The 24,413-nt window shown below is 56.4% G+C and carries 16 protein-coding genes; 6 read left to right on the forward strand and 10 right to left on the reverse strand.

Going from position 1 to position 24,413, the window contains the following annotated elements:
- Nucleotides 1-82: 82 nt before the first annotated feature.
- Together VQ830_RS09070 and VQ830_RS09075 are read right to left on the reverse strand one after the other, a co-directional pair.
- Nucleotides 83-1,474 (reverse strand): MFS transporter, encoded by a 1,392-nt coding sequence (locus VQ830_RS09070; protein WP_337267776.1) that lies wholly within the window; start codon nt 1,472-1,474, stop codon nt 83-85.
- Nucleotides 1,475-1,505: 31 nt separating this feature from the next.
- Nucleotides 1,506-6,257: an NAD-glutamate dehydrogenase gene (locus tag VQ830_RS09075; RefSeq protein WP_337267777.1), complete on the reverse strand. Its 4,752-nt coding sequence runs from the start codon at nt 6,255-6,257 to the stop codon at nt 1,506-1,508.
- Nucleotides 6,258-6,518: 261 nt separating this feature from the next.
- Between VQ830_RS09075 and pdxY the strand changes: the two genes are divergently transcribed.
- Both pdxY and VQ830_RS09085 read left to right on the forward strand, forming a co-directional pair.
- A complete protein-coding gene (gene pdxY / locus VQ830_RS09080) occupies nt 6,519-7,391 on the forward strand; it encodes a pyridoxal kinase PdxY (RefSeq protein ID WP_337267778.1) in 873 nt (290 codons plus the stop codon).
- Nucleotides 7,392-7,441: 50 nt separating this feature from the next.
- On the forward strand, nt 7,442-8,080 hold the full coding sequence (locus VQ830_RS09085; protein WP_337267779.1) for a carbonic anhydrase: 639 nt from the start codon (nt 7,442-7,444) through the stop codon (nt 8,078-8,080).
- Nucleotides 8,081-8,125: 45 nt separating this feature from the next.
- Here VQ830_RS09085 and VQ830_RS09090 read toward each other — a convergent pair whose 3' ends face one another.
- Together VQ830_RS09090 and VQ830_RS09095 are read right to left on the reverse strand one after the other, a co-directional pair.
- Entirely contained in the window at nt 8,126-8,947 is an 822-nt protein-coding gene (locus VQ830_RS09090) for a lytic murein transglycosylase (RefSeq protein WP_337267921.1), read from the reverse strand.
- A 132-nt stretch (nt 8,948-9,079) separates the two neighbouring features.
- Nucleotides 9,080-10,114, reverse strand: coding sequence for an aspartate-semialdehyde dehydrogenase (locus VQ830_RS09095; protein WP_337267780.1), 1,035 nt, complete (start codon nt 10,112-10,114; stop codon nt 9,080-9,082).
- Between the two features lie 489 nt (nt 10,115-10,603).
- Here VQ830_RS09095 and VQ830_RS09105 point away from each other — a divergent pair, with 489 nt between their 5' ends.
- On the forward strand, nt 10,604-12,490 hold the full coding sequence (locus tag VQ830_RS09105; RefSeq protein WP_337267781.1) for an MFS transporter: 1,887 nt from the start codon (nt 10,604-10,606) through the stop codon (nt 12,488-12,490).
- Between the two features lie 137 nt (nt 12,491-12,627).
- Here VQ830_RS09105 and VQ830_RS09110 read toward each other — a convergent pair whose 3' ends face one another.
- The 5 genes from VQ830_RS09110 to VQ830_RS09130 all read right to left on the reverse strand — a co-directional run bounded on the left by VQ830_RS09110 (nt 12,628) and on the right by VQ830_RS09130 (nt 18,421).
- On the reverse strand, nt 12,628-13,389 hold the full coding sequence (locus VQ830_RS09110) for a phosphatase PAP2 family protein (RefSeq protein WP_337267782.1): 762 nt from the start codon (nt 13,387-13,389) through the stop codon (nt 12,628-12,630).
- Between the two features lie 122 nt (nt 13,390-13,511).
- Nucleotides 13,512-14,624: a 3-isopropylmalate dehydrogenase gene (leuB, locus tag VQ830_RS09115; protein WP_337267783.1), complete on the reverse strand. Its 1,113-nt coding sequence runs from the start codon at nt 14,622-14,624 to the stop codon at nt 13,512-13,514.
- Between the two features lie 174 nt (nt 14,625-14,798).
- On the reverse strand, nt 14,799-15,827 hold the full coding sequence (locus tag VQ830_RS09120) for an iron ABC transporter substrate-binding protein (protein ID WP_337267784.1): 1,029 nt from the start codon (nt 15,825-15,827) through the stop codon (nt 14,799-14,801).
- 148 nt (nt 15,828-15,975) lie between these two features.
- A complete protein-coding gene (locus VQ830_RS09125; protein ID WP_337267785.1) occupies nt 15,976-16,965 on the reverse strand; it encodes an Ldh family oxidoreductase in 990 nt (329 codons plus the stop codon).
- A gap of 172 nt (nt 16,966-17,137) precedes the next feature.
- Nucleotides 17,138-18,421 carry an NAD(P)/FAD-dependent oxidoreductase gene (locus VQ830_RS09130; protein WP_337267786.1) on the reverse strand — a complete coding sequence of 428 codons (1,284 nt, stop codon included), beginning with the start codon at nt 18,419-18,421 and terminating at the stop codon, nt 17,138-17,140.
- A gap of 187 nt (nt 18,422-18,608) precedes the next feature.
- On the opposite strand from VQ830_RS09130, the gene VQ830_RS09135 reads away from it, so the two are divergent.
- From VQ830_RS09135 to VQ830_RS09145, 3 genes are all read left to right on the forward strand, one after another.
- Nucleotides 18,609-19,502 carry a LysR substrate-binding domain-containing protein gene (locus VQ830_RS09135; RefSeq protein ID WP_337267787.1) on the forward strand — a complete coding sequence of 298 codons (894 nt, stop codon included), beginning with the start codon at nt 18,609-18,611 and terminating at the stop codon, nt 19,500-19,502.
- Nucleotides 19,503-19,562: 60 nt separating this feature from the next.
- Nucleotides 19,563-19,799 carry an Lrp/AsnC ligand binding domain-containing protein gene (locus tag VQ830_RS09140; protein WP_337267788.1) on the forward strand — a complete coding sequence of 79 codons (237 nt, stop codon included), beginning with the start codon at nt 19,563-19,565 and terminating at the stop codon, nt 19,797-19,799.
- 94 nt (nt 19,800-19,893) lie between these two features.
- On the forward strand, nt 19,894-21,045 hold the full coding sequence (locus VQ830_RS09145) for a glycosyltransferase family 4 protein (protein WP_337267789.1): 1,152 nt from the start codon (nt 19,894-19,896) through the stop codon (nt 21,043-21,045).
- Between the two features lie 42 nt (nt 21,046-21,087).
- Here the strand turns inward: VQ830_RS09145 and VQ830_RS09150 are convergent, their stop codons facing one another.
- A complete protein-coding gene (locus VQ830_RS09150; protein WP_337267790.1) occupies nt 21,088-24,402 on the reverse strand; it encodes an alpha/beta fold hydrolase in 3,315 nt (1,104 codons plus the stop codon).
- Nucleotides 24,403-24,413: the final 11 nt, after the last annotated feature.

Below are 24,413 nucleotides of genomic sequence, written 5' to 3' on the forward strand. Positions count from 1 at the left end.
TGCGCCGGCGCACTCTGTCTGACGAGTTTCGTTCTCAATCAAAGTTCTCATTTGACCAGTACGATCGGCCGGGAAAGGGAAGTTATTCTTCCTTCCTATCCGCTGGATAGGGTGTTGAGATCAACAGGAACAGCCCGGCGCCAAGAAAGATGATGAGCGTTGCCATCCCGAGATGCGCAGAACCCGTGGTATAGGTGACAACCGAGAAAGCGAGCGTTGCCATGAAGCTTGTTGCTCGACCCGCCAGCGCATAAATGCCGAAATACCGGCCGGCCTCTTGAACCGAAATACTTCTTGAAAAGTACGAGCGGGACGAGGCCTGTACAGGTCCAAAGGCCAGTCCGATCAAAACGCCATAGAGGATATAAGCTTTTTCTGCCCCGGTACTGAACAGGCCTGAGGTCTTGTCTGCCGGAAGCGTCATCAGGCCAAAGAAGGTATAACCCGGGCCCGTCGAGATAATGCCGATGGTTGCCAGCAGGAGAAGCGTCAGGCTGATGACCACGGTTGCTTTCGACCCGATCTTCTTGTCGATCACGCCCGCAACCAGGCAGCCGAAAATCGCAACGATATTGAGAATGATACCATAAAGCCCGATTTCGATGGTGGCCCAGCCGAACATCCCGGCAGCAAACGCGCCACCCAGGATCAGCAGGCCGTTGACGCCGTCCTGGTAAACCATGCGTGCAACGAGAAACCGAAGAAGGCTGCGACGTTGACGCAGTTCGCCGAGTGTAGAACCGATTTCGGCGATGCCAATCTTTATGGCGGCTAGGAGCGGATGTTTTGCTTCTGCATCGGGTGTGAAGACAAACATCGGCAGGATGAAGATCAGATACCAAAGCGCTGCGATCGGACCTGTGATACGCGCATCTGCGCCAGTATGGGGATCAAGGCCGAAGAGGGGGTGAAGTCCAAGGAGTGTCAGCCCCGTCTGAGGGTTTCCCGCAAGAAATGCCACGACGAAAATCAGGACGATCATGCCGCCGAGATAACCAATGCCCCAGGCCATATTCGAGATCTTCCCGACCTCGTGGCGCTCAATCAGCCGCGGCATCATGGAATCGTTGAAGACGATAGAAAATTCCGCCGCGATCGAGGCGAGGATCATAAAGATCATCGGATAGATGAGCGGTGATCCTGGAACCGCCAGCCAAAGTCCCATCAGGCAAGCAATCTTGATCACAGCAAAGAGCGCTATCCAGGGCTTACGGCCACCCGATTGATCGGCGATTGCACCGAGAACGGGAGACAAAAGAGCGATGATAACAGACGAGATCGTCGCCATATTGCTCCACATCGCCTGAGCGCTCACCGGATCGCTGGTGAGCCGAGAGACGAAGTAGGGCCCGAAGATAAAGGTAGTCACTACCGTGAAAAAAGGCTGGGCTGCCCAATCGAACAGCATCCAGCCCCATATGCCTTTCCGGTCCGCTTTCGCGGGCCTCAGCCCTTCCCAGTCAACGCGGTTCATGCCTGTTGCCTGTCGGGGCGCTCGGCCTTCATCATGCAGCTACGCTCCTTGCAAGATCGCTCAACAATCCCGCCGCAACGATAATGCGCGGAAGCGTGAAGTCTGCGTCTCCCATATTTGCCAGTTCCTCCGCAACCCGGTTCACGCGGATGCGGTCACGTGAATGCCAAGCCTGCACCGGTGACTTCTCTTCCATATGGTCGGACAGGGCAGCGATGGTGATATCGCGCCGTGCCAAGGCAATCTGATCGAGACTCCGGGACAAAGCAAGATTTTCGTAGTGGTCGGTCGTGGAGATGCGAACACCGGCTGTCAGTAGTCGGCCTACCTTGAAGGTCTGAGACACTGAGAAATAGCTTTCAGCAGCTTTCGGCAGAGAGGCCCCAGTGCGCTCGGCGATTTGCAATATCTCCGGCACCATCGGAAGCGTGATTAGTGCGGCGATATCTGCGGCAAGCTCATTGGACAGTCCGAGTGCGGTAAACCTCGACTGGCGCTCTTCCAGTTCAGCTTTCATGGAGGCCGTGAAGGTTGGCCTCAATTTTTTCAGCCCTGCTTGCAGCTGGCCAATCGTCTCCGGGATATCCCGGTTCAAATTCGCCTTCAGAAGAACACGGGTCAGGACAGCGAAGGCGAAGCTGATTTCCTGGTAGATCGCGTTCTGGCTTTCGCCCGATATCTTGTTGTCGAGTGCATCGGTCTCTGCCCAGAGGCGAGCAAGTCCAAAGCCGTCTCGGGCAATCACCGATGCCCGGACGACTTCGGCAGCGGAGGCGGCTGTTGCATCCATGATGGAAACGACGAACGCTGGACCGCCAAGGTTGATGACGTCATTGGCGAGGACCGTCGCGATGATTTCCCGCCGCAGCCGATGATTGGCGATATCGGCCGCGTGCTTCTTTTGCATCTTGGTCGGGAAGTAATGGGCAAGGACGGATGCAAAATAGGGATCGTCGGGCAGATTGCTTGCTGTCAGAGCATCAAAAAGGACGATCTTCGCGTAGGAGAGCAGAACGCCAATCTCCGCTCTCGTCAACGGTTTTCCCGATGCATAGCGTTCTATAAAAGTTGCATCATCGGGCAAGGTCTCGACTTTTCGGTTGAGCTGCTTTCCACCCTCTAGAACCGTCATCAGCCGGTTCAATTCCAGACCATTGGCCGTTCCCTTCAGGTGCGTCAGAGAAATTGCCAGGGATTGAAGATAGTTGTTGCGCAGAACAAGGCTCGCGACCTCCTCGGTCATCGATGACAAGAGACGATTGCGCTCCTCACGCGTCAGGCGTCCATCCTGCATTGCGGAAGAGAGGCCAATCTTGATGTTGACCTCGACATCCGAGGTGTTGACGCCTGCCGAATTGTCGATGGCATCGGAATTCGATCGTCCGCCGCGCAGGCCATAAACGATACGGCCCTTTTGCGTCACGCCAAGATTGGCGCCCTCGCCGATCACCTTGGCTCGAACGTCGTCGCCGGTGATGCGGATCGGATCATTGGCGCGGTCGCCCACTTCGGCGTCGGTTTCTCCAGGCGCCTTGATGTAGGTTCCGATCCCTCCGAACCATAGAAGATCGACCGGGCTCTTCAAAATGGCGGTGATAATCTCAAAGGGTGTCGCCACGGCCTTATCGAGATCCAGCACCTTCATGGCCTGCGGGCTCAGCGTTACCGATTTTGCGGACCGCGAAATGATCATGCCGCCGTCAGACAGCAGCTTCTTATTGAAATCCTGCCAGCTCGAGCGCGGCAGGTTGAACAGCCGCTGCCGCTCGGCAAGCGTCTTTTCCATGTCTGGATCGGGATCGATGAAGATGTCCCGATGATCAAAAGCCGCTACCAGCCTGATCTTGGGCGAAAGTAACATGCCATTCCCGAAGACATCGCCTGACATATCGCCCACACCTGCAACCGTGAACGGCGTGGTCTGGATATCGACATTCATTTCACGGAAATGCCGTTTCACCGTCTCCCAGGCGCCGCGGGCTGTAATCCCCATCTTCTTGTGGTCGTAACCGGCAGAGCCGCCGGATGCGAAGGCATCGTCTAGCCAAAAGCCCGCGTCGATGGCCAATCCGTTGGCTGTGTCGGAGAAAGTCGCAGTACCCTTGTCGGCAGCAACCACGAAATAAGGATCGTCACCGTCCAGCCGTAGGGTATCGGCAGGCGGCACGATTTCCGGTCCGACGATATTGTCGGTGATGGACAGCAAGGTGCGAATATAAATTTGGTAGGCCTCTCGACCGGCATTGAAGACCTCCTCACGGCTTCCACCGGCCGGCAGGTTCTTCGGGTAAAAGCCGCCTTTCGCGCCAACGGGCACGATCACGGCATTTTTCACCTGCTGGGCTTTGACGAGACCTAATATTTCCGTCCGATAGTCCTCGGCGCGATCGGACCATCGAAGTCCGCCGCGTGCCACGGGTCCAAACCGCAAGTGGACGCCTTCGACATCAACGCCATAAACGAAAATTTCGCGGTAAGGCAGCGGTTGCGGCAGACCCTCGACATGATGCGGGTCCAGTTTGAAGGCAAGCATTGCCTTTGGTGCACCATCGGGCGTTTTCTGGAAATAGTTCGTCCGCAGCGTCGCTTCAATGATGTTGCGATAGCGGCGCAAAATGCGATCGTCGTCCAGGCTGGGGACCTCGGCAAGTCCCGCTTCAATCGCTTGCTGCAGATCCGTGAGGCGCTTCAACCGAGCTTTATCGTGAAGTGCCGGATTGTGTGTATCCTCGAAGAGACGGAAAATTGCCGATGTCACGCCGGGATATCGGTCCAGCGTCGTTGCGATATAATCTTGCGAATAGGTAATTCCGGCCTGGCGCAAATAGCGGGCATAGGCGCGCAGCACATTGGCTTTACGCGCGGAAAGGCCTGTCGAGAGGATGAGCCGATTGAAACCGTCATTATCGATCCGTCCCTCGAAAGCTGCAATAAATGCCTCTTCCAGAAGAGTTCCGAATTTCGACAAGTCGACGTCGCCGCCCTGACGCGGTTCAAGTTCCATATCGTGCAGTACGATCAGATCCTGCGTATCGTCTTTGACGACTTCGATGTCGAAGGTTCTTTCGCTCAGAACGTTGAAGCCGAGGTTTTCCAGCAAGGGAACGCGCCGCGACAGGGCAAGCTGTTCGCGCCGATGAAAGATCTTCAACGACAGAATGCGGCCTCGATCTGCATCATCGCGGTAATAGAACGCAATTCGAACCGAGGCACCCGAGAGGCACGCCTTGAGATGGGCGAGATCGGCAATAGCTTCTTCGGGCGTGAAGGCCTCCTGAAAGGCATTGCTGACGGAGAGCTTCGGCGCAGACGGTCCTGCCAGCATATAAAACCGGTCACTCCAGCGAGCGGTAATTGCCCGCACGGCGTCCTCAAGCTTCTGCTGGCTAATCTTCGGCGTTTTTCCATTGGATCTACCGATGATGAAGTGCACGCGCGCCAGTCCAGCTTCCGGAAAAGCCGGGTAATAGGCTGACACGCGTCCGTCATAAACTGTCTTCAGATAAAGGCCGATCTTTTCACGAACGATGGAATCATATTCCTCGCGCGGCACATAGACGATAACGGAAACGAAGCGGTCGAAGTGGTCGACGCGCGGCAAGACGCGAACCCGTGGCCGATCGGAAAGATCATTGATCTGTTCGGCGAAACGGGCAAGCAACGCCGCATCGATTTGGAAGAGGTCGTCGCGAGGATAGGATTCGAGCGTGTTGGCAAGCATGCGGCCGGAATGGCTTGTGGGTTCAAAACCAAAGTGCTGCTTGACCTTTGCAGCCTTCAACCGGATGAGCGGAACGTGTTCGGTTGCCGACGTATAAGCGGTGGAAGTGAAGAGCCCGACAATCCGCAGTTCGCCTGTGACTTTTCCCGCGGCATCAAAGCGTTTGACGCCGACATAGTCCATGTAGGCTCGGCGATGAACGACGGATTTTACATTTGCCTTGGTGACGATGAGGAAGTCCGGACCCTCCAGAAAAGCAAGAATTTCTGGCGTGGTCGTTACGGCGTTGACGCCTTGCCTCAGAACCCTCACATCCGGATTGGTCAAAATGCCAAGACCCGAACCCGTATCGCGTTCAACTGTCGCGCTCTCGCCGCTTCCGGAATAGATATATTCGCGCATCCCGAGGAAGGTGAAGTTGTCGTCGCGCAGCCAGCGGAGAAATGCCAGGACTTCGTCAAGCTCGGCCTTTCGCCGGCTTGGCGCGTACTGTCCTAGCTCGTTCACGACCCCATCAATCTTGGCGAGCATCGGATTCCAGTCGCTGACGGATAGCCGCACCTGATCGAGAACAAAGCGAATGCGCTGCGTCAGGTCTTCGGCTTGCGTTTCGTTCAGCAGGGCCAGATGGATCTGAATATGGCTGATTTTAGCGGATGGATCCTCAGCTGCTTGCTTTGTGATGTCGGCAGCCGAGAGAATGGGATGAACCGCCATGAAAAGATCGCGGTAGTTGCTTGTCACCTCGCCCATGACCGATTCGTAAAGAAACGGCATATTGTGTTCCGTGACAGTGAGGACGGAAACAGGCGTGCCGGCGGGCTCTACGCCATCGATCGTAGCGATATGAACGAGAGGTGTCCTGCGGTCCCAGCCTGAGAGTTCTTCCGCAGAGCGAAGGGCGGCCCTGGCCAACATATCTGCGGTGTAGTTCTGGAGGTCGTCACTGCTGACATGTTCAAAAATGGTGCTCGCGTCGACGCAGGTTTCGGCGTGCTGCTTTAGGCCCTTATTCGCCTCGGCCAGCAAACTCTCCCGATTAAGACGTTGACGTGTCACCATGAAAATTCCCTCCTCGTTTCACTGGATTGCAATAAGCTAGCAGAAATTTGGATGAGAAAATTGCCAAACAGAGGCAAATTTTGTGTTTTTCGTCGCGAACTTCTTCAATTTCTGATCAAAAAGCATGAAAATTCTTGAAAATCGGTTTGTGGGACAGAAATGCCGAATCAGCTTTTTATGCATCTCATCTGTGCGTGAAGAGCAGTTGACAGGCGGGCACCAACACCCCATCAACACGCGACAAAAATTGGGATGCCTGCCATGCCGGAAGATGTACAGGGTACGGTTGTTGTTATATCGAGCCACGTCGTTCGCGGGTCTGTGGGTAATCGAGCGGCTGTTTTCGCTCTGGAACGCCTTGGGCATCAAGTCTGGGCTTTGCCTACCGTCGTTTTGCCATGGCACCCCGGTCACGGCCGTTCCACCCGTCTTGGTTTTGTGGAGGCAGATTTCGAAGCGGCGTTGAACGATCTTCTGGCATCGCAATGGGTCGGAGAGGTCAAAGCGGTGCTGAGCGGCTATTTTGGCAATGCCGCCCAGGCAATGGCGGTGTCCCGTTTCGTAGCGGCGCTGCGCGAGAAGAACCCGGATCTTCTTTACGTGTGCGATCCGGTGATGGGCGATATCGGCGGTCTTTATGTTCCGCCTGCGACCGCGGAGGCAATTCGCGACTATCTCATTCCGCTCGCTTCGCTGGCAACGCCGAACCGCTACGAACTCGCATGGCTCGCGGGTGCGCCACTGATGGACAATACGGCAATCATCGACGCCGCCTTGGCGCTCGGCCCTTCCCGCATGCTGGTGACCTCTGCTGTTCCGATGATGGTCGGCGGGATCGGTAATCTTTATCTTTCCGGAAAACATGCCCTTCTTGCCGAGCATCGCGCTGTCGATAACGCCCCGAACGGGTTGGGTGACCTTCTGGGCGCTGTTTTCCTGTCGCGACTCTTGTCCGGCATGGAGGAAGAAAAAGCTTTACAGCTGGCCACAGCCTCTGTTTTTGAAGTTCTTGCTCGCGCGGTCAAACGCGGTAGCGATGAACTGACGCTTGCCCGTGACGCCGACAGCCTTTCTGCGCCGATGGCCATGGTTCAGATGCGCCATCTTATGCATCCTGCCCAAAGGAGGCGGTAAGGAGCGCGCATCTTTCGACAGTCTACCTCTCTCAATTGGGTGACCCGCCTATGAATTTTCCCGCATCTCTTCTTGTCGGCTACCGCAACTTCATGAGTGGGCGCTACTTCGATGCACGAGATCGGTACAAGGCGCTGGCCGAACACGGTCAAAAGCCGACGACCTTGATGATTGCCTGTTGCGATTCGCGTGCGGCGCCTGAGTTGATCTTCGATTCGGGCCCAGGTGAGCTTTTCGTGATCCGCAACGTCGCCAATATGGTGCCGCCCTATGAGCCGGACGGACAATATCATTCAACGTCGGCAGCACTTGAATTTGCGGTGCATGCGCTGGAGGTCAGCGATATCGTCGTCATGGGACATGGACGCTGCGGCGGTATTCGCGCCGCGCTCGACCCCGAGGCCGAACCCTTGTCGAAGGGCGATTTTATCGGCCGGTGGATGTCACTGGTGCGCAAAGCGGCCGAGCAGATTCAGAGCAACCACATGATGACGCCGGGCGAGCGACAAACGGCGCTCGAGCGTGTGTCCATCCGGAATTCGATTGCAAATCTGCGGACCTTTCCCGAAATTCGTCAGCGGGAAGCGGATGGGCATGTTCGTCTTCATGGCGCCTGGTTCGATATCTCGACCGGCGAACTCTGGATCATGGATCCAGACACCGGTGACTTCAAGCGCCCGTCGCTTTGAAGGTTCAAACGCGCGCCGTAAGGCGCGCGTCGAAGCGAGATCAGATCAGCGTCCGTCGATCTGCTGGCCGATATAGGCGATGGCCTGCTGATAAACTGTCGCGGCATTCCAGCCAGCAATTGCCGAGAAGTTCGGCTGGCCGGGCTGATAGCCGGCGCCTCTTTGCCAGCCATGGCCAACCAGGAAGTTTGCTGTCGAGGCGAGGGCGTCCGCGCGGGAGCCAATCAGGTCGACGCGGCCGTCACCATCGCCGTCCGCACCGTATTTCACGACATTTCGCGGCAGGAACTGCGTCTGTCCGATTTCACCATGCGCTGCACCGCGTGCAGATGTGCTAAGGAAGCCCTCAGAGACAAGCTGCAGGGCAGCATAAAGCTGGTCGGTGAAGTATTCAGAGCGGCGGCAGTCGTAAGCTAGCGTCGAAACGGCAGACAGCGTGTGCTGGTTGCCCATGTAGGCGCCGAATCCGGTCTCCATGCCCCAAATGGCCAGTAGCGGTCCGGCCGGAACACCATAGCGCCGCTCGATATTGGCGAACAGTGCCGCATTGGCTGCTTTCATGCTGCGGCCACGTGCGATCACAGCCGCTCCACCGCGTTTTTTCATGAAGGCGTCGAAGGAGAGCTTGAAGCTCTTCTGGCCTCTGTCAGCAGCGATCGTCGGACGATTGTAGGAGACGTTTGCAAAAGCACGATCGAGAACAGAGCGGCTTACGCCACGGCCAGCCGCTTCCTGTTTGAATTGCTGTACCCAAGCATCAAATCCCGCGCCGTTATTGCCGCATTGCGCAGCATTCGCCGAAGCTGCGGCTAGAGGGAAAATCGCTGCCGTCGTGACAGCTGCCAGGATTAGTTTTCTTAGGTACATCACTTCGACCTCGATCCCACCGCTTGAGTGTTAAAAGCAGCAAAGAAGAACTTTCTGCAAAAGTCCGCCTGCTCGTAAAAAGCCCTGCTTGTCAGCAGGGCTCTTATCAGACTTATGGTTAATGTTTAATTGTCAAGCCGCTTGCTTGCGGGGCTTAATCAATCCGCGGTTGATCAGCAGTTCTGCGATCTGAACTGCGTTGAGGGCCGCACCTTTCCGCAGGTTATCAGACACCACCCACATGTTCAGGCCATTCTCCACCGTCGCATCTTCACGGATGCGCGAAATGAAGGTCGCATCTTCACCGGCCGATTCATAAGGCGTGATGTAGCCGCCGTTTTCATGCTTGTCGATGACCAGGCAACCCGGCGCATCGCGCAGGATATCGCGCGCTTGATCGGCGGTGATTTCCTTTTCGAACTCGATATTGACCGATTCTGAATGGCCGATGAACACGGGAACGCGCACCGCGGTGCAGGTGACCTTTATCTTCGGGTCGAGCATTTTCTTGGTCTCGGCCAGAACCTTCCACTCTTCCTTCGTGTAGCCGTCTTCCATGAAGACGTCGATGTGCGGAATAACGTTGAAGGCGATACGCTTGGTGAACTTCTTGTTCTCGATGGGGTCAGCAACAAAGACGGCGCGGGTCTGGTTGAAAAGCTCATCCATGCCATCCTTGCCTGCACCCGAAACCGACTGGTAGGTGGACACCACGACGCGCTTGATCGTTGCCGCATCGTGAAGCGGCTTCAAAGCCACAACCAATTGTGCCGTCGAGCAATTGGGATTTGCGATGATGTTGCGCTTGGTGAACTGCGTAATTGCGTCCGGATTGACTTCCGGAACGATCAAAGGAACGTCGGCATCATAGCGCCAGGCCGATGAGTTATCGATGACGACGCAGCCCTGCTGGCCGATCTTGGGCGAAACCTTCTTCGATACTTCGCCGCCAGCTGACATCAAGCAGATATCCGTGTCGGAGAAATCGTAATTTTCGAGGTTCGAAACCTTCAGCGTCCGGTCGCCGTAGGAGACTTCCGTGCCCTGCGAGCGGGCAGACGCCAGTGCGACAACTTCATCGGCGGGAAAACCACGTTCCGAGAGAATGTTGAGCATCTCTCTGCCCACATTACCGGTTGCTCCCGCGACTGCTACTTTAAAACCCATATCAAGCTCTCTTTCTCTTCTCTCCACTTGTCCGGTGAGGGGAAAGCGCGACTATATCCGCGCTTTCTGTCCCCGGCCGGGCCGGGGAGAGAGCGGCAGGCCAGGAACGTCAGACGGTTTTCGTCGTCGTTTTGGCCTTGGTTTTGGAAGAAACCGGAACGGCAACATCCATACCGGCACAATGTACCGGTTCATTGAGTTCGGCGATGAGGTTACCGCTGCGAGACATGGGACGTTCCTATTCCACCTCTGCTCATAGAAGTTTCCCCGAAATAGTCAAGGTTTTTGCAGAGCCGGTCTTTTCATCTCTTCGACTTTGGGAACCCGATGATCCGCCGGTTGCAAGGCGCGGCATTAGACTAAAGTCATAAGCCAAAAGCATCTCTCCGTTGTGCTTCACTTTTCTGTCAAACTGGAGCTACGCGCTTTGCGGCAGGAGGCAAGCCTACGGGTTTGGTTGCAAGCGCAGTAACTCTGGAGGAGCACTCAATGGCAAATGTTGCAAGCGTCGGGCGAGCGAAAGCCGCGCCGATGACGGGCGAAGAGAAGAAGGTGATCTTTGCCTCTTCTCTCGGGACCGTTTTCGAATGGTACGATTTTTATCTCTATGGCTCACTCGCCGTCTTCATCGGCGCCACCTATTTCAGCCAGTATCCGGAAGGAACGCGCAACATCTTCACCCTGCTGGCCTTTGCAGCCGGCTTTATCGTGCGTCCTTTCGGAGCTTTGGTGTTTGGCCGGCTCGGCGATCTTGTCGGGCGCAAGTACACCTTCCTTGTCACGATCCTGATCATGGGTCTGTCGACATTTCTTGTCGGCGTCCTGCCGGGTTCTGCGACGATGGGCATCGCGGCACCGATCATCCTGATCATCCTGCGCCTGCTGCAGGGGCTTGCGCTTGGCGGTGAATATGGCGGTGCTGCGACTTATGTCGCCGAACACGCGCCCCATGGTCGTCGCGGTTACTTCACGTCGTGGATCCAGACCACTGCAACGCTTGGTCTTTTTCTGTCGCTCTTCGTGATCATCTGCGTCCAACTCATGCTCGGCAAGGAGGCTTTCGCGGCCTGGGGATGGCGCATTCCGTTCCTGCTGTCATGCGTTCTTCTCGGCATTTCCGTCTGGATCCGCCTCAAGATGAACGAGTCTCCCGCTTTCCAGAAGATGAAGGCTGAGGGAAAAGGCTCCAAGGCGCCACTTTCGGAGGCTTTCGGTCAGTGGAAAAACGCCAAGATTGCTTTAATCGCGCTCCTCGGTGCCACCATGGGTCAGGCCGTGGTCTGGTACGGCGGCCAATTCTATGCGCTGTTCTTTTTACAGAGCGTTTTGAAGGTCGACCTTCAGTCGGCCAATATCATGGTTGCCATTGCTCTTGCCTTGGCCGCGCCGTTCTTCGTCATCTTCGGCGGGCTTTCCGATCGCATCGGTCGTAAGGGCATCATCATGGCCGGGCTGCTGATTGCGGCGATCACCTATAACCCTCTGTTCAAGGCGATGACGTGGATGGCGAACCCTGCCCTTGCGGAAGCGCAGGCAAGCATCCGTGCGACAGTGACGGCTGATCCGAGCGATTGCCACTTCCAGTTCAACATGACGGGAACCTCCAAGTTTACGAGTTCGTGCGATGTTGCGACGGCATTCCTGACCAAAAACTCGGTGCCTTATGATGTCGTTTCCGGTCCGGCCGGCCAGCCTGCCACCGTCAAGATCGGCGATAGGACGATTACAAGCTATGACGCAGTCGCAGCCGGCGCCTCGGCGAAAGCAACGAACGCGACATTCGAAAAGAACGTCAACGTTGCCCTTCATGACGCAGGCTACCCGTTGAACCGGGCCTCCGCCCGCGTACCTGATAGCAAGCTCGATGCATTTATCGCAGCCAACCCGGAACTTGGGCTTAATGCCCAAACCGTTCGCGCCGGCGACAAACAGGTTGTCCCGACCAGCCAGCTTGTTACCGACAAGTTGCTGACGGCCGAAGAAGCGCAGGCTGCGCAGGAGATGCCAGTCTACACCATCGCGAATGGCGGCGCTTTCAGCATGGTCGCGGATCCACAACGGGTCAACTGGATCGGCACGATTGCCGTTCTGTTCGTGCTCGTGCTTTACGTCACCATGGTCTACGGGCCGATCGCGGCGCTTCTGGTCGAGCTTTTCCCGACGCGGATACGCTATACGGGCATGTCTTTGCCCTACCATATCGGCAACGGTTGGTTTGGCGGTCTCCTTCCCGCAACGGCTTTTGCCATGAGCGCGGCCGCCGGCAATATCTATTACGGCCTCTGGTACCCTATCGTCTTTGCGGCCATCACCTTCGTCATCGGCGTCCTCTTCCTGCCTGAGACCAAGGATCGCGACCTGAGTAAGATTGATTAACTTTAAGAAGTGCAAGGCATGGGAGGCCCGGTGTGAGAGCCGGGCCTTTCTCTTTGGGCGATGTAAGATTTCGTTTGGAGGTGAGTTTTTTCGCTACCAGCATCATGTCGCTCGCCGGCAGCCCCGGTCGAGTGGATTCAACGAAGCACTCTGGCCAGGCGAGGCTGCGGCCAGCCATCGCGACCGATCGAAAAGACATAGCCCAAGCGGGCAAACAGCACCGACACTGCAAATGCAAGCCATCCGCCCAAGGCAAGGCCCGCGGCGACATCGCTCGGATAATGGACGCCGATAATCACGCGGGTTGCGCCCATCCATAGGCCGATGCCGATGAACAAAAGTCGGTAGCGCGGAAAAAGCAGCGCAAGCGCGGTAAACAGCGCCCCGATGTTCGATGAATGGCCTGAAGGAAAGCTTTGATGGAGAAAATCGAGACTGAAGGGTTGAAAGCTGAAGACGCCAACTTGTTCATAGAGAAGCGGGCGGGCTCTGCCGATGAGAAACTTCAACGGGTTGGCGATCAAGGTGGCCGCCGCCACACTCGTGAACACATAGGCGATCATCCGGCCGAAATAGGCGAAGCGGAATTTCGGTCTGATTTTGAAGAGGCGGTGGCGTAAGGCATAAACGCAGACGGTAATGCCTGTGAGTGCCGCCAAAATCCAGGCGATCCTGCCGATGTCAGTTACATCGCCAGCTATGGAAACCAGTGGCGGGGATATTGACTTGGCGGCTTGGCCAAGCGGGCGATCGAACACGAAGAACGCGATCGCAACGACATTAAGTGCCGAAAGGGTGAAGCCTTTCCAAGGCACCCGACGATGGATCGTCTCGCGTGCGCGGTAGCGCTTTGCAAGATGTTTCCAGAACGATTTGGTCTCCTCAGCGTCAGCCTTCATTCCATCTCCCTTTTCGCCTTGCTGAGGGAGATAGAAAAGACGAAGGCGGGCTTCAATATTGCCCGCCTTACATAAATGCTGCAGAGATCGTGAATCACCGCTTTTGCAGTGGAACCTCTCTCTCAGGCCGACAGAGCCTTGAATTCAGCAAGAATGGCATCACCCATCTCAGTCGTACCAACCTTTTTGCCGCCTTCAGACATGATATCTGCTGTGCGAAGACCCTGATCGAGCACATTCGCGATCGCTTTTTCAAGGTTATCGGCTTCTTCAACAAGGTTGAAGGAGTAGCGAAGGCACATGGCAAAAGACGCAATCATGGCGATCGGGTTGGCGATACCCTTGCCGGCAATATCCGGCGCAGAACCGTGCACCGGTTCGTAAAGCGCCTTGCGCTTGCCAGTCTTGGCGTCCGGAGCACCGAGCGAAGCTGATGGCAGCATGCCGAGTGAGCCTGTGAGCATGGCAGCGACGTCCGAAAGCATATCGCCGAACAGGTTGTCGGTAACGATCACGTCGAATTGCTTCGGCTGGCGAACCAGCTGCATACCGCCGGCATCTGCCAACATGTGTTCGAGAACGACATCGGAATACTTCGCCTTATGCGTTTCGGTGACCACCTGGTTCCACAGAACGCCCGACTTCATCACGTTGCGCTTTTCCATCGAGCAAACGCGGTTGTTGCGGGTCCGTGCCAGTTCAAAGGCGACGCCTGCGATGCGCTCAATCTCGTAGGTATCGTAGACCTGCGTGTCGATCCCTCGCTTCTGGCCGTTGCCGAGGTCGATGATTTCTTTCGGCTCTCCGAAATAGACCCCGCCAGTGAGCTCGCGCACGATCAGGATGTCGAGGCCTTCGACAAGTTCTGGCTTTAGCGAGGATGCGTTGGCAAGCGCTGGATAGCAGATTGCCGGACGAAGATTTGCGAAAAGCTCGAGATCCTTGCGAAGGCGCAGCAATCCAGCTTCCGGACGAACGTCGTAGGGAACGCTATCCCACTTAGGGCCGCCGACCGCACCAAACAGAACGGCATCGGCGGCAAGCGCCTTCTTCATATCGTCTTCAGATACAGCTTTGCCATGAGCGTCATAGGCGCTGCCGCCAACCAGACCTTCATCCACCACAAAGCCGGCGTTCATCTTGTCGTTCATATAGGCAATGATTTTGCGGACTTCCGCCATTGCTTCAGGTCCGATGCCGTCGCCCGGCAGCAGGAAGAGATTGCGCGCTGTCATGAGAGCCTCCGCGGTTTGAAATGGCGAACCCTTATCCCCCGCATTTTCGCAATTCAAGCGAAAGAGCCGCATTTGCGGTACGGTTCCTGCCACAGAGGCCGGTTCTGGCGAAGAAAAAAGCCGGCGGAGTGACCGCCGGCTGTCATGTCGAGGTTTTCCAGTCGGACCCAAGGCCTAGATGAGGCCGGCTGCTGTCATCAACTCTGTGACCTTTTTGCTGTTGAGGCTGCCAGCATCTACTTTGGGAGCATCCAGGTCTTTGAGCGGAACAAGCTTCGGATTGGAGACAGCGTCCTTGCCGACAGCATATTCATAAGATGTGCCGTTCTTCAGGATGTCCTGGCCGCCCTTGCCCGTGATGAATTTGAGGAACGCTTGCGCTTCCTTCATGTGCTGGCTCGACTTCAAGACGCCGCCGCCCGAGATGCTGACGAAGGCACCGGGGTCCTGATTCTTGAAGTAATGAAGTGCAACGTTCTTGCTGTTTTCGCCGGTCTTGGCCTGATCGCCGAACCAATAATAGTGATAAATGACCGCGCCTTCGATCTCGCCGGCATTGACGGCCTTCATAGCAACGCTGTTTCCTTTATAAGGCGTTGCGTTTTCCTTCAGTGCCTTCAACCACTTGACCGTTTCGTCTTCACCCTTCAGCGCCAGAAGTGCGCTGACAATCGCCTGGAAGTCGGCGCCGGCTGGCGATGCACCCCAGCGACCCTTCCATTCCGGCTTTGCGAGGTCAAGCATCGACTTGGGAAGCTTGTCTTCCGTGAGTTTGGTCTTGTCATACGCAAAGACGGTTGAGCGGGCAGCAACGCCGGTCCAAAGGCCGTTGGACGGCCTATATTCTGCCGGAACCTGTTCCAAAGTCGCTTTATCGAGCGGTGCAAACAGGCCCGCATTGGCGACCAGTGTCATGGCTGGGGAGTTTTCGGTAAGGAAAACATCGGCCGGGGAAGCGTCGCCTTCCTGAATGATCTGGTTTGCAAACTGCATGTCGCTGCCCTGACGCAGCGTCACCTTGATGCCGGTTTCCTTGGTAAAGGCGTCGATCCACTCGCGACCAAGGCTTTCGTGCTGCGCGTTATAAACGACGATGCCTTCTGAATCCTGAGCGCGTGCCGTTCCCGATGTCGTCAATGCCGTCCCGCAAATCGCTGCCGCAAAGACCAGCGCGCCAGAAAGAGGCTTAATAAAGTTTTTCATAAAGGCTCCATTACGTTCCTGCCCGGCAACCAGGCGTGAACTGCCTATAAATATCATGAGTAACAATTTCAAGTTTAACGACGCGGCTTCTTTTCAAAATTCCTTGAGGTCGCAAGAATCTGCTTGGCCCGTCCGCACAGATGCCTCGTCAGATAGCCGCGATGGCATTGAGCACATCTTGTTCGATCTCCAACCCCGTCTCCAGCGCCAGCTGGCGGGCCGTGCGGCCGCGCTTTCCCGGCAGGCGCACGCCGGGATCAGAGCCGAGTTGATCAGCGAGCCGCGACAATCGCTGCGCGGCAGCGCCTCCGGCTGTCGCGGCAGGATCGATGACGATCAGCATTTGTCCGAGACCTGGCGGCTCTCCCTGGTCGTCGAAAAGTGAAGAAGATTCGAAAGAAAAGTTCGCTCCCGTCAGTGCTCCCGCCAGGACCTCGACCATCATCGCAAGGGCGGCGCCTTTGGCTTCGCCGGACGGGGCCATTGTCCCGGCAATTGCTTCGGTCGCATCGGTTGTCGGTTTGCCTTGCCGGTCGAAAGCCCAATTATCAGGAATGGGATCGCCCTTTTGTTTGGCCGCCATGATTTTTCCGCGCGCAACGCGGGAGAGCGCCAAGTCGATTACGAGCGGATCCTCGCCCGGCAAAGGTGCTGCAAAGGCAATAGGATTGGTTCCAAATACCGGGCGCGTACCGCCCCAAGCAGCCATGGAGGCTGGAGCATTTGCCACCATCAGCGCAACGAGGCCCTGCTCTGCAAATCGTTCGACCGTTAGCCCGAGAACTCCGGCATGATGCGATCTATTGATCGAGGCGGCAGCAATACCTTCCTGGCGAGCCAAAGCAGGCATCATCGAAACCGCGATATCGAGAGCGGGATAGGCGTAGCCATTGCAGGCATCTATGGTGAGAACGGCCGGCCGCGGGTTGGCGACGACGGGTTTGGCTTTCCCGTCCACTTTGCCAGCTTTCGACTGGGCGGAATAGGCTTGGACGCGGCGCAGACCATGACCGCCCTGCCCGCTCGCTTCGGCCGCAACCAGCGCGGCTGCCACCGACATTGCATTGTCCCTGCCCACTCCGCTGCGCAGCAAGGCATCAACGACTAGCTTTTCCGCTTCCGCGATTGTCAAAATCATAGGTAATTGTTCCTCTGGCGGGCAAAAAGCCTCGCGCCTTCGTCTCACGTGAAACATTTTATGTCGAGAACGGAAAGAGCTGTTTTGGATCTGGTATGCCGGGCTGGGAAAATAACCGACAGGTTTTCCGCGCACTGAGACAGCGATCTGACGCCATCAAAGCGAGCAAACGCTAAAGGCGAGAATCCGCCATATGGGCGATTTGCGCGCCCGCTTCGTACCAGATTTCCTTTAACGTGCGGAAAGCTGGTTCATTGACATCGGAGACCGGTAGCGGCAGATCGCCCTCGAGCCGTTGGCCTAAGATGTGTTCTGCCAGCGTGCGACCGAACACTGTGCCTGGTGCAATCCCACGGCCGTTATAGCCGCTAAAGCCGATGACGTTCTGATCGAAGCGATGAAATCGCGGCAAGGCATCAACGGTCATGCCGATCTTTCCGTACCATTGGTAGTCGAAGTTAGTGTCGCCCAACTGGGGAAACAGCTTGTGCATCGCCCGCTTCGCCCAGGCGGGGTGGATCATCTTGCCGCTGTTTCGCAGGGCGCCGACGCTACCGAAGACCAGCCGTCCTGCCTTGTCCAGTCGAAAGGAAGAAAGCACCTCTTTTGTGTCCCATGCGCCTTCAAGACCAGGGAGGATCGATCGTCTGAGATTGTCGCTCAGCGGTTGGGTCGCGAGGTTGAAATAAGGAAGATGCACCTGCTCTGTGCGGACCCTCTCCCAGGGGCCTGTGCTATAGGCATCCGTTGCAACGATGACCCATTGCGCCGTCACGTGCCCTTTTGGCGTTGCAACCTGCCAGTGACGGTCTTTTCTTATCGCTTCGGTCACCGGGCTTGCGGTAAAAATTGCAGCACCTGCGGCCAAGGCAGATTTTGCGAGCCCGCGGGCGTATGCCAGCGGCTGGAGTGTTCCTGCGCGTTTGTCGAGAAGAGCGCCCGTATAGCTTCTGCTTCCGACACGTCGTTCCGTCTCAGCCGCATCCAGCAGAACAACGGGTGCGCCCCGCGCCTGCCATTGGCGCGCGCGATCCTCTATTTCCTTCAGTCCCTTATCGCCTACCGCAAGGTGAAGGGTTCCGTTGCGTGTCAGTTCGCAGTCGATCCCGTGCCTTTCGATTATCTCCATGACGAGGCGCGGCGCATTGCCCAGAAGGTCGAGCAGCCTTTCGCCATATACTGGTCCGAGGACGCCCGGAAGATCATCCGGCATGACCCACATGCCCGCATTGATCAAACCCACATTGCGGCCAGCGCCGCCAAAGCCGATGGCGGTCGCTTCGAGGACGGCAGTCTTGACGCCTGCCTCTGCCAGATGAAGCGCTGCGGAAAGACCTGTGTAACCCGCACCGACGATCACGACATCGACAGTGAGCTCGTCGACCAATTCTGTCGTCGTGGGAGCCGGTGGCGCTGACCTTTCCCATAGTCCGTGCGAGTGCGGATCGTCGAGCATGGTGATATCCGTATGTAAACCCGTTCACGGGCGCGTTGCACTATCAATGTAAGATGGTCTAGTGGTCATGGCCTGTCGATCGGCGGCATTCATTCCAAATTTGTTCTGCCATTATCTTTACAAAGCACAGAAGCGCGTGAATATCGCTTTTTCAGACAGAGCTCATTCTGGATTGAAATGATCTAAGGTGCATGAACGTCGGTTTCTTCCGTCAATTTCGCTTCTTGCGGCTTTTGAAGCCGTGGCGCGGACCGGTAGCGTAACGCTTGCCGCCAGAGAGCTGAACCTCACGCAAAGCGCAGTGAGCCGGCAAATCCGTCTTTTGGAGGAAAAGCTAGGCGTTGATCTCTTTCTGCGCGAGCGCCAGACGGTGAAGCTCACCCTGGCGGGCGATGGATATGCGAGGGAGATTCGAGAGGCCCTCCGCCGGATATCGAACGCATCACTAAACCTTCGTGCCAATCCACGCGGCGGAACGCTCAATTTGGCGGTGCCCGCGACATTCGGTGCGCGCTGGCTTGCACCGCGGCTTGCCGGTTTCCTGCGCGAAAATTCGGGAATAATCGTCAACCTCGTGACGCGTTTCACGCCGTTTGATTTCCGGACAGATTCCATCGATGCTGCTATTCATGTGGGATCGGCGCAGTGGCCCGATGCCCAGCTCGATCTTCTTATGGCAGAAAAGGTCCAACCTGTTTGCAGCCCTCAATTCCGTCGCGAATGCTACGTTTCGAGCGCTGCTCAGCTCCTCGATCAGCCGCTCCTGCACCTCAATAGCCGTCCGGATGCTTGGGAGCGATGGTTTATTCATCAAGGTGTCTCGTTCCAAAGCCTGCATGGCATGTTGTTCGATGAATTCACTATCATGGCACAGGCCGCTGCTGCCGGGCTTGGTATTGCCCTTTTGCCGACATTCCTCATCGCGGAGGAGTTGGAGCGGGGACAGCTCGTCTCGATCGTTGACGGCGAGATAGAAAGCGCCGAAAAATATTATCTTGCTTATCGTGCCGAGCGCGCAGATTACCCGCCATTGTCAGCGTTTCGCAAATGGATCATTTCTGAAGCAGGCATTGCCGACTAACCGCTAGCAGCCTCACCGGCATGGCGATTTCCAACCGACAGAACAACGGACACAACATTCATGAAGCCGATTTTCGTACAGCTCCAATGCGCGCCCGGTAAAACCTACGAAGTTGCCGACGCGATTTACGAGAAGGAAGTTGCGTCCGAACTCTATTCGACCAGTGGGGACTACGACCTGCTCTTGAAGGTTTATATCGAAGAAGGTCAAGACATCGGCAAATTCATCAATGACAACATTGCCAGCATTCCCGGTATCGTGCGGTCACTGACGACGCTGACATTCAGAGCGTTCTGAACCGCATCGGTCGAGCCAAAGCAAAGGGTAAATAAACGCTGCCTTAAATGCTTTCCTCTATTGATCGAGACAGATCAGAAACGCGGGTTTATCTTTGGCCTCTTTGCCAACCATCCCACCCAGTCCGAGCCGCGGACAGAGTTCGCCGCTTGTCACGCATGTCGTGCGCCAATTTCTGCCCAATCGGGGCGGGCTTGAAGATGTCGTTGCCAATCTGGCGCGACAGACGCTTGAGGCAGGTTTCAGGGTCAAGGTCGTCACACTCGATACGCTCTTTACTGCGCGCGAGCAAAAACTGGCTCCTCACGAATATCTCGATGGAATTGAGATTGTGCGCATTCCCTGGCGCGGCAGCTCGCGCTATCCCTTAGCGCCCACGGTCTTTCGCCATCTCGGTGATGCAGATATTGTCCATGTGCATGCCATCGATTTCTTCTTTGACGCCTTGGCCATCGGGCGTTTGATGCATCGCAAGCCGATGGTCGCGACGACACATGGCGGCTTTTTTCATACGCAGGCCTATGCCGCGTTAAAGACAGTTTGGTTTAACAGCCTGACGCGGTTCTCGGCGTCTGCCTATCGAAATATCGTCTGCTGCAGCGCTTCCGATATGAGCCAGTTTGCGCAAATTGCGTCCAGCCGGTGCGTGCTGATTGAAAATGGGGTCGATATCGGAAAGTTTGCCAACTCTGCCTCACGCACACCGCAGCGACGCATCGTCACGATCGGCCGATTTTCCCTCAACAAAGGGCTTGCGAATCTTGTCGCGACAGTCGCGTCTCTGCCCAGCGAATGGACCCTCGATATTATCGGGGCGGAATCTGATTTAAAGCGTTCCGATCTCGAGCAGGTGATCGAGGGCCATCATCTTTCGTCTCGCATACGCGTTCATGTCGAGCCGGAAAACGATCAGATCCGGGAGCTTTTGGCTCAAGCGTCGATCTTTGCTTCGGCTTCTGACTACGAGGGCTTCGGACTGGTCGCCTTGGAAGCGATGAGTGCGGGGCTCTGTCCCGTCCTAAACCCCAACGAGGCTTTTCAAACTCTGGCGCAGCGTCACCAAGAGATCACCCTCGCGGATTTCCATAATCCGAAAAAATCGGCCGATGCCATTGAAGCAGCGTTTCAGCGCTTGAGCGGTGATGACGAGACGGTGCGGACCAACCTGATGAACGAAGCCCGCGGCTACTCCTGGGACTTTGCCGGGAAGCGCTACCTCGAGCTTTACCGCGACATTCTTTCGTAAAGATTGGCGGCGCTTCTTCTGCTTGCGTTTAATCTCCCCAGCTCACGCGGCTTGATCGGCAGGCTTGATCGTCTGCGAGCTCTCGACGGCTTTGATAACATTGTCCAGGAATGCACGGCGCGCGGCGGCTTGCGTCAGATTGTGGTCGGCATTGCTCAGCATGACGAGGTCCACGTTGCCGTAGCGAGACAAATTGCGTCCGCCCGGACCGAAATGAAAGTACATCTCGTCAAGGCCGATGTCACGTTCGCTGTAGAGCATGATCAAACGCGTTTTGCGTGTCTGCAGTGTTGAAAAAATCGAATGAACCTGGCGTGCGGACTTGCCGCTCTTCGGCAACATCCGGACCAGTGGCGAAAACCGGAACGACATGCGTCGCCAGCAGGCGATGAAGAGGTTGCATATCGCCGCTTTGACGTTGATTTCTCCGCGAAGCAGGCGCTTTACCGTATTGAAGCTCATAAGCCGCTGGCCATAATCTTCGATGCTGCGCGGAATGGTTCTATCAAAGTCCTCACTCAACTTGCGGGACGGATCCCAGTAATAGACAGCCGGATTCGCTGCGACGACTGCCTTGATGCGAGGATCGACATAGCCAAGCTGAATGGCAAGGTAACCGCCGCTGCATCGCCCGACGCCGACGGGCCGACCAGGTACATGATCTTCCAGCAGATCAAGCGCAGCCCTGGCGTCTTTCAGTTGCATGGCCGAATAGATGATCTGATCGGGTCCATCCGCTGCTGCTGCGCTATCGCCAATACTGCTGACGTCAAATCGCAGGGAAGGAATGCCGCGCTGTGCCAGTTCGCGAGCCATCGTCACATTGGTACGGCCCCATCCTGCATGGCGTTCGTTCGACGCCCCAAGGAAGATAACGGGATCACCCGTTTGTGGTCCTGTGGGTCGTGTGAGAACGGCGATGAGATGCTGATGTGCGCCAAAGCGCAGCGGCAATTCCTCAAATCCATGTCCCGTCAGACGCTGAGGACCTTCGCCATCAGCTGCCATTGCAGTGAACGAAGTCACCGGAAATGTCGCCTCGAACCAGTCGGTCATTCGGCGCAAGCCGGCTTCCGGCACCTTCCCGATCAAAGGATTACGCGAGGCCTTTTCATAGTCGGGAAATTCGTCCTGTTCGACGATCGCGCCGCTTTGTTTCAGAGCGGTCGCCAAACTCATATCATCGGCTCGGCCGGGTTGCTCCAGAATGAGGTATTGCGGCGCCGCCGCTTTCTCCGGCGCGGAAAGATTGAAGGCGCGTAGGCGTGCTTCGATTTCCTTCGGCATGGTCAGGCCGGCGATCGAAACGACATTGGGACGATCATCGGCAACACCAAGATCGGCCTCAACGATGTTGGACCACATCTTGACCTCACGCAGATAGGACCGACCGTTCAGGGCAGGCGCGATCATCACAATAGCTTCTACGCCGCCAATAACAGGGGCCATGCGCTCCGCTAGAATGGCTCCGATCGACTGTACGACGAGGACAATCTTGCGGCGCCCGCTTCGCTTGCGTAGCAGATTTGCTGCTTCGAGAACGTTTTGCTCCCATACCTCCCAGGCAGCCGCTCCTTCTTCAAAGTCCAGCGCATCTCCCGTCCCGCGATAGTCGAACCGTAGGCTGGGGACGCCGATAGTTGAAAGATGTTCCGCCGCATTGCGCAGGAGTTTGCGGCCGCACATTTCCTCAAAGCCCCAAGCGCTGAGAAAAAGAACGGCAATATCGCGTTGTACCAAGCTTCCTTCGGTGTCCTTGAAGAGACCGATCGTGCCATCGACGACCACCGGTATGGCAGCTTTACAGGTTTCGTTCTTATCAGGGTCAGCAGCGATCGATGATTGAACTTTCTCCGGTGCGATGAAGCGAACCGTCGTCGAAAGCGGCCCGCGCAGGATGGGAGACACCCTGCTGACGATGGAGTTGAGCACCTCGATATCCTCCTGAGGTAGAACGCGAAGAAGGCGAAGACATAGAAAATAGATGAGACCGCCTGCGACGATGCCGGCGCAAAGACCCAGCGGCCCCTGCAGGGTCGTAACAGTTGTGTAGGCGGCAAGGGCGCATGCAATGGCCGCAGCCAAGGTGCGCGCCAAATCCCTATACAGTCCCCCGAGCTTGGCATTGAGCCGGGTGAATTTCAAAAGGATGAGAGCCATACTTGCAAAGGCCAATACGCGCACGAGCGCGGCCCCGACGCCGGCAAAGAAGGGCACGAGGATGAGGCATCCCAATATCATCACAGCCGCGCCGGCAATTCCCGTTTTCAAACGGTCGCGCTCGCGTTCCATCGAAAGCAGATAGATGCCGAGCGTTTGCATGAAGGTGCTTGCAGGCGCCGTCAGTGCGAGAACCGCGACGATTGGACCAGCAGGACGAAAAGCAGGACCAAACACGGTCTCAACAAGCTCGTTGGAGATGGCCGCAAGACCCAAGCTCATCGGAAGAACGAGATATCCCATCGCGCGCGTGACGGACGAAAAGACCTCGACTGGCAATGTGCCATCGGCACTTTGATGCCGTCTTTCAGAATAGTAGGGCAGAATGCTCCCGGTCAGCTGGATTGGCAGCTGCAAGGCAATATTGGAAATCGACAGGCCGATCGCGTAATAGCTGACCATTTCGACAGACCAAAACTGTTGCAGATACAAAAGCTCAATGCGGTTGAGAAACACTGAGTCGATGAGATACTGGCCGACCAGGACCATCGAAGAAATTGTCAAAGTGCCAAGCGCAACGCCGCATTTGTCGCGCCGCACGAAAAAGGTTGGAAGCGTTGCCACCAGCATGACGATCTGCCCCGCGATGTAGCCGATCAGGGCACCTGTCACGCCGTCATACCAAGCGCCGATGCCCACGCCGATCATCTGAACTGTCGACGCAGCAACTGTTAGCTTGAAAAAATCGACAAGGCGGCGTTCACCGATCAGATACAGCTTAGCGAAAGAGCCGACGGATTGAACTGCGAACAAAATCCCCGTCAAAATGGCAACTTGGGGGCTGGTCTTCGCCCAATGGAGCTCCTCGGAGGTCAAGAATACGGCGGTATAGAGACCCAAGAGAACGAGAGTAGAGGCAAGCATCAGCAGGAGGAGGATCGCTGCAAAGCCACGCCGCTGCCGGGCGCTATAGCCTTGCACCTCCAATTGCGGCAGCAACCGCGCCATCGTGATGCCTGAGCCGAGCTCTGCAATGGCCGCACCTGTGGTGCAGAGCCAAAGAGAAAAGGCGATGATGCCGTTGTCTTCCGGGCCAAGAAGACGCGCCGTAAGGATCGAGCAGAAGAAGCCGGCAAGCAGGAGCAACATGCCGCCTGCGGCGTTCATCACCGAGTTTGCAATGATCCCTTTCGACATGGTCTATCCTG

It is taken from the genome of Oryzifoliimicrobium ureilyticum (assembly GCF_037199735.1).
GTDB classification, from domain to species: Bacteria; Pseudomonadota; Alphaproteobacteria; order Rhizobiales; family Rhizobiaceae; genus Rhizobium; species Rhizobium ureilyticus.

Excerpts from the sequence above, each read along its gene's own strand:
- VQ830_RS09070 (WP_337267776.1), bottom strand. The coding sequence starts at position 1,474 with ATGAACCGCGTTGACTGGGAAGGGCTGAGGCCCGCGAAAGCGGACCGG.
- VQ830_RS09075 (WP_337267777.1), bottom strand. The coding sequence starts at position 6,257 with ATGGTGACACGTCAACGTCTTAATCGGGAGAGTTTGCTGGCCGAGGCG.
- pdxY (WP_337267778.1), top strand. The coding sequence starts at position 6,519 with ATGCCGGAAGATGTACAGGGTACGGTTGTTGTTATATCGAGCCACGTC.
- VQ830_RS09085 (WP_337267779.1), top strand. The coding sequence starts at position 7,442 with ATGAATTTTCCCGCATCTCTTCTTGTCGGCTACCGCAACTTCATGAGT.
- VQ830_RS09090 (WP_337267921.1), bottom strand. The coding sequence starts at position 8,947 with ATGTACCTAAGAAAACTAATCCTGGCAGCTGTCACGACGGCAGCGATT.
- VQ830_RS09095 (WP_337267780.1), bottom strand. The coding sequence starts at position 10,114 with ATGGGTTTTAAAGTAGCAGTCGCGGGAGCAACCGGTAATGTGGGCAGA.
- VQ830_RS09105 (WP_337267781.1), top strand. The coding sequence starts at position 10,604 with ATGGCAAATGTTGCAAGCGTCGGGCGAGCGAAAGCCGCGCCGATGACG.
- VQ830_RS09110 (WP_337267782.1), bottom strand. The coding sequence starts at position 13,389 with ATGAAGGCTGACGCTGAGGAGACCAAATCGTTCTGGAAACATCTTGCA.
- leuB (WP_337267783.1), bottom strand. The coding sequence starts at position 14,624 with ATGACAGCGCGCAATCTCTTCCTGCTGCCGGGCGACGGCATCGGACCT.
- VQ830_RS09120 (WP_337267784.1), bottom strand. The coding sequence starts at position 15,827 with ATGAAAAACTTTATTAAGCCTCTTTCTGGCGCGCTGGTCTTTGCGGCA.
- VQ830_RS09125 (WP_337267785.1), bottom strand. The coding sequence starts at position 16,965 with ATGATTTTGACAATCGCGGAAGCGGAAAAGCTAGTCGTTGATGCCTTG.
- VQ830_RS09130 (WP_337267786.1), bottom strand. The coding sequence starts at position 18,421 with ATGCTCGACGATCCGCACTCGCACGGACTATGGGAAAGGTCAGCGCCA.
- VQ830_RS09140 (WP_337267788.1), top strand. The coding sequence starts at position 19,563 with ATGAAGCCGATTTTCGTACAGCTCCAATGCGCGCCCGGTAAAACCTAC.
- VQ830_RS09150 (WP_337267790.1), bottom strand. The coding sequence starts at position 24,402 with ATGTCGAAAGGGATCATTGCAAACTCGGTGATGAACGCCGCAGGCGGC.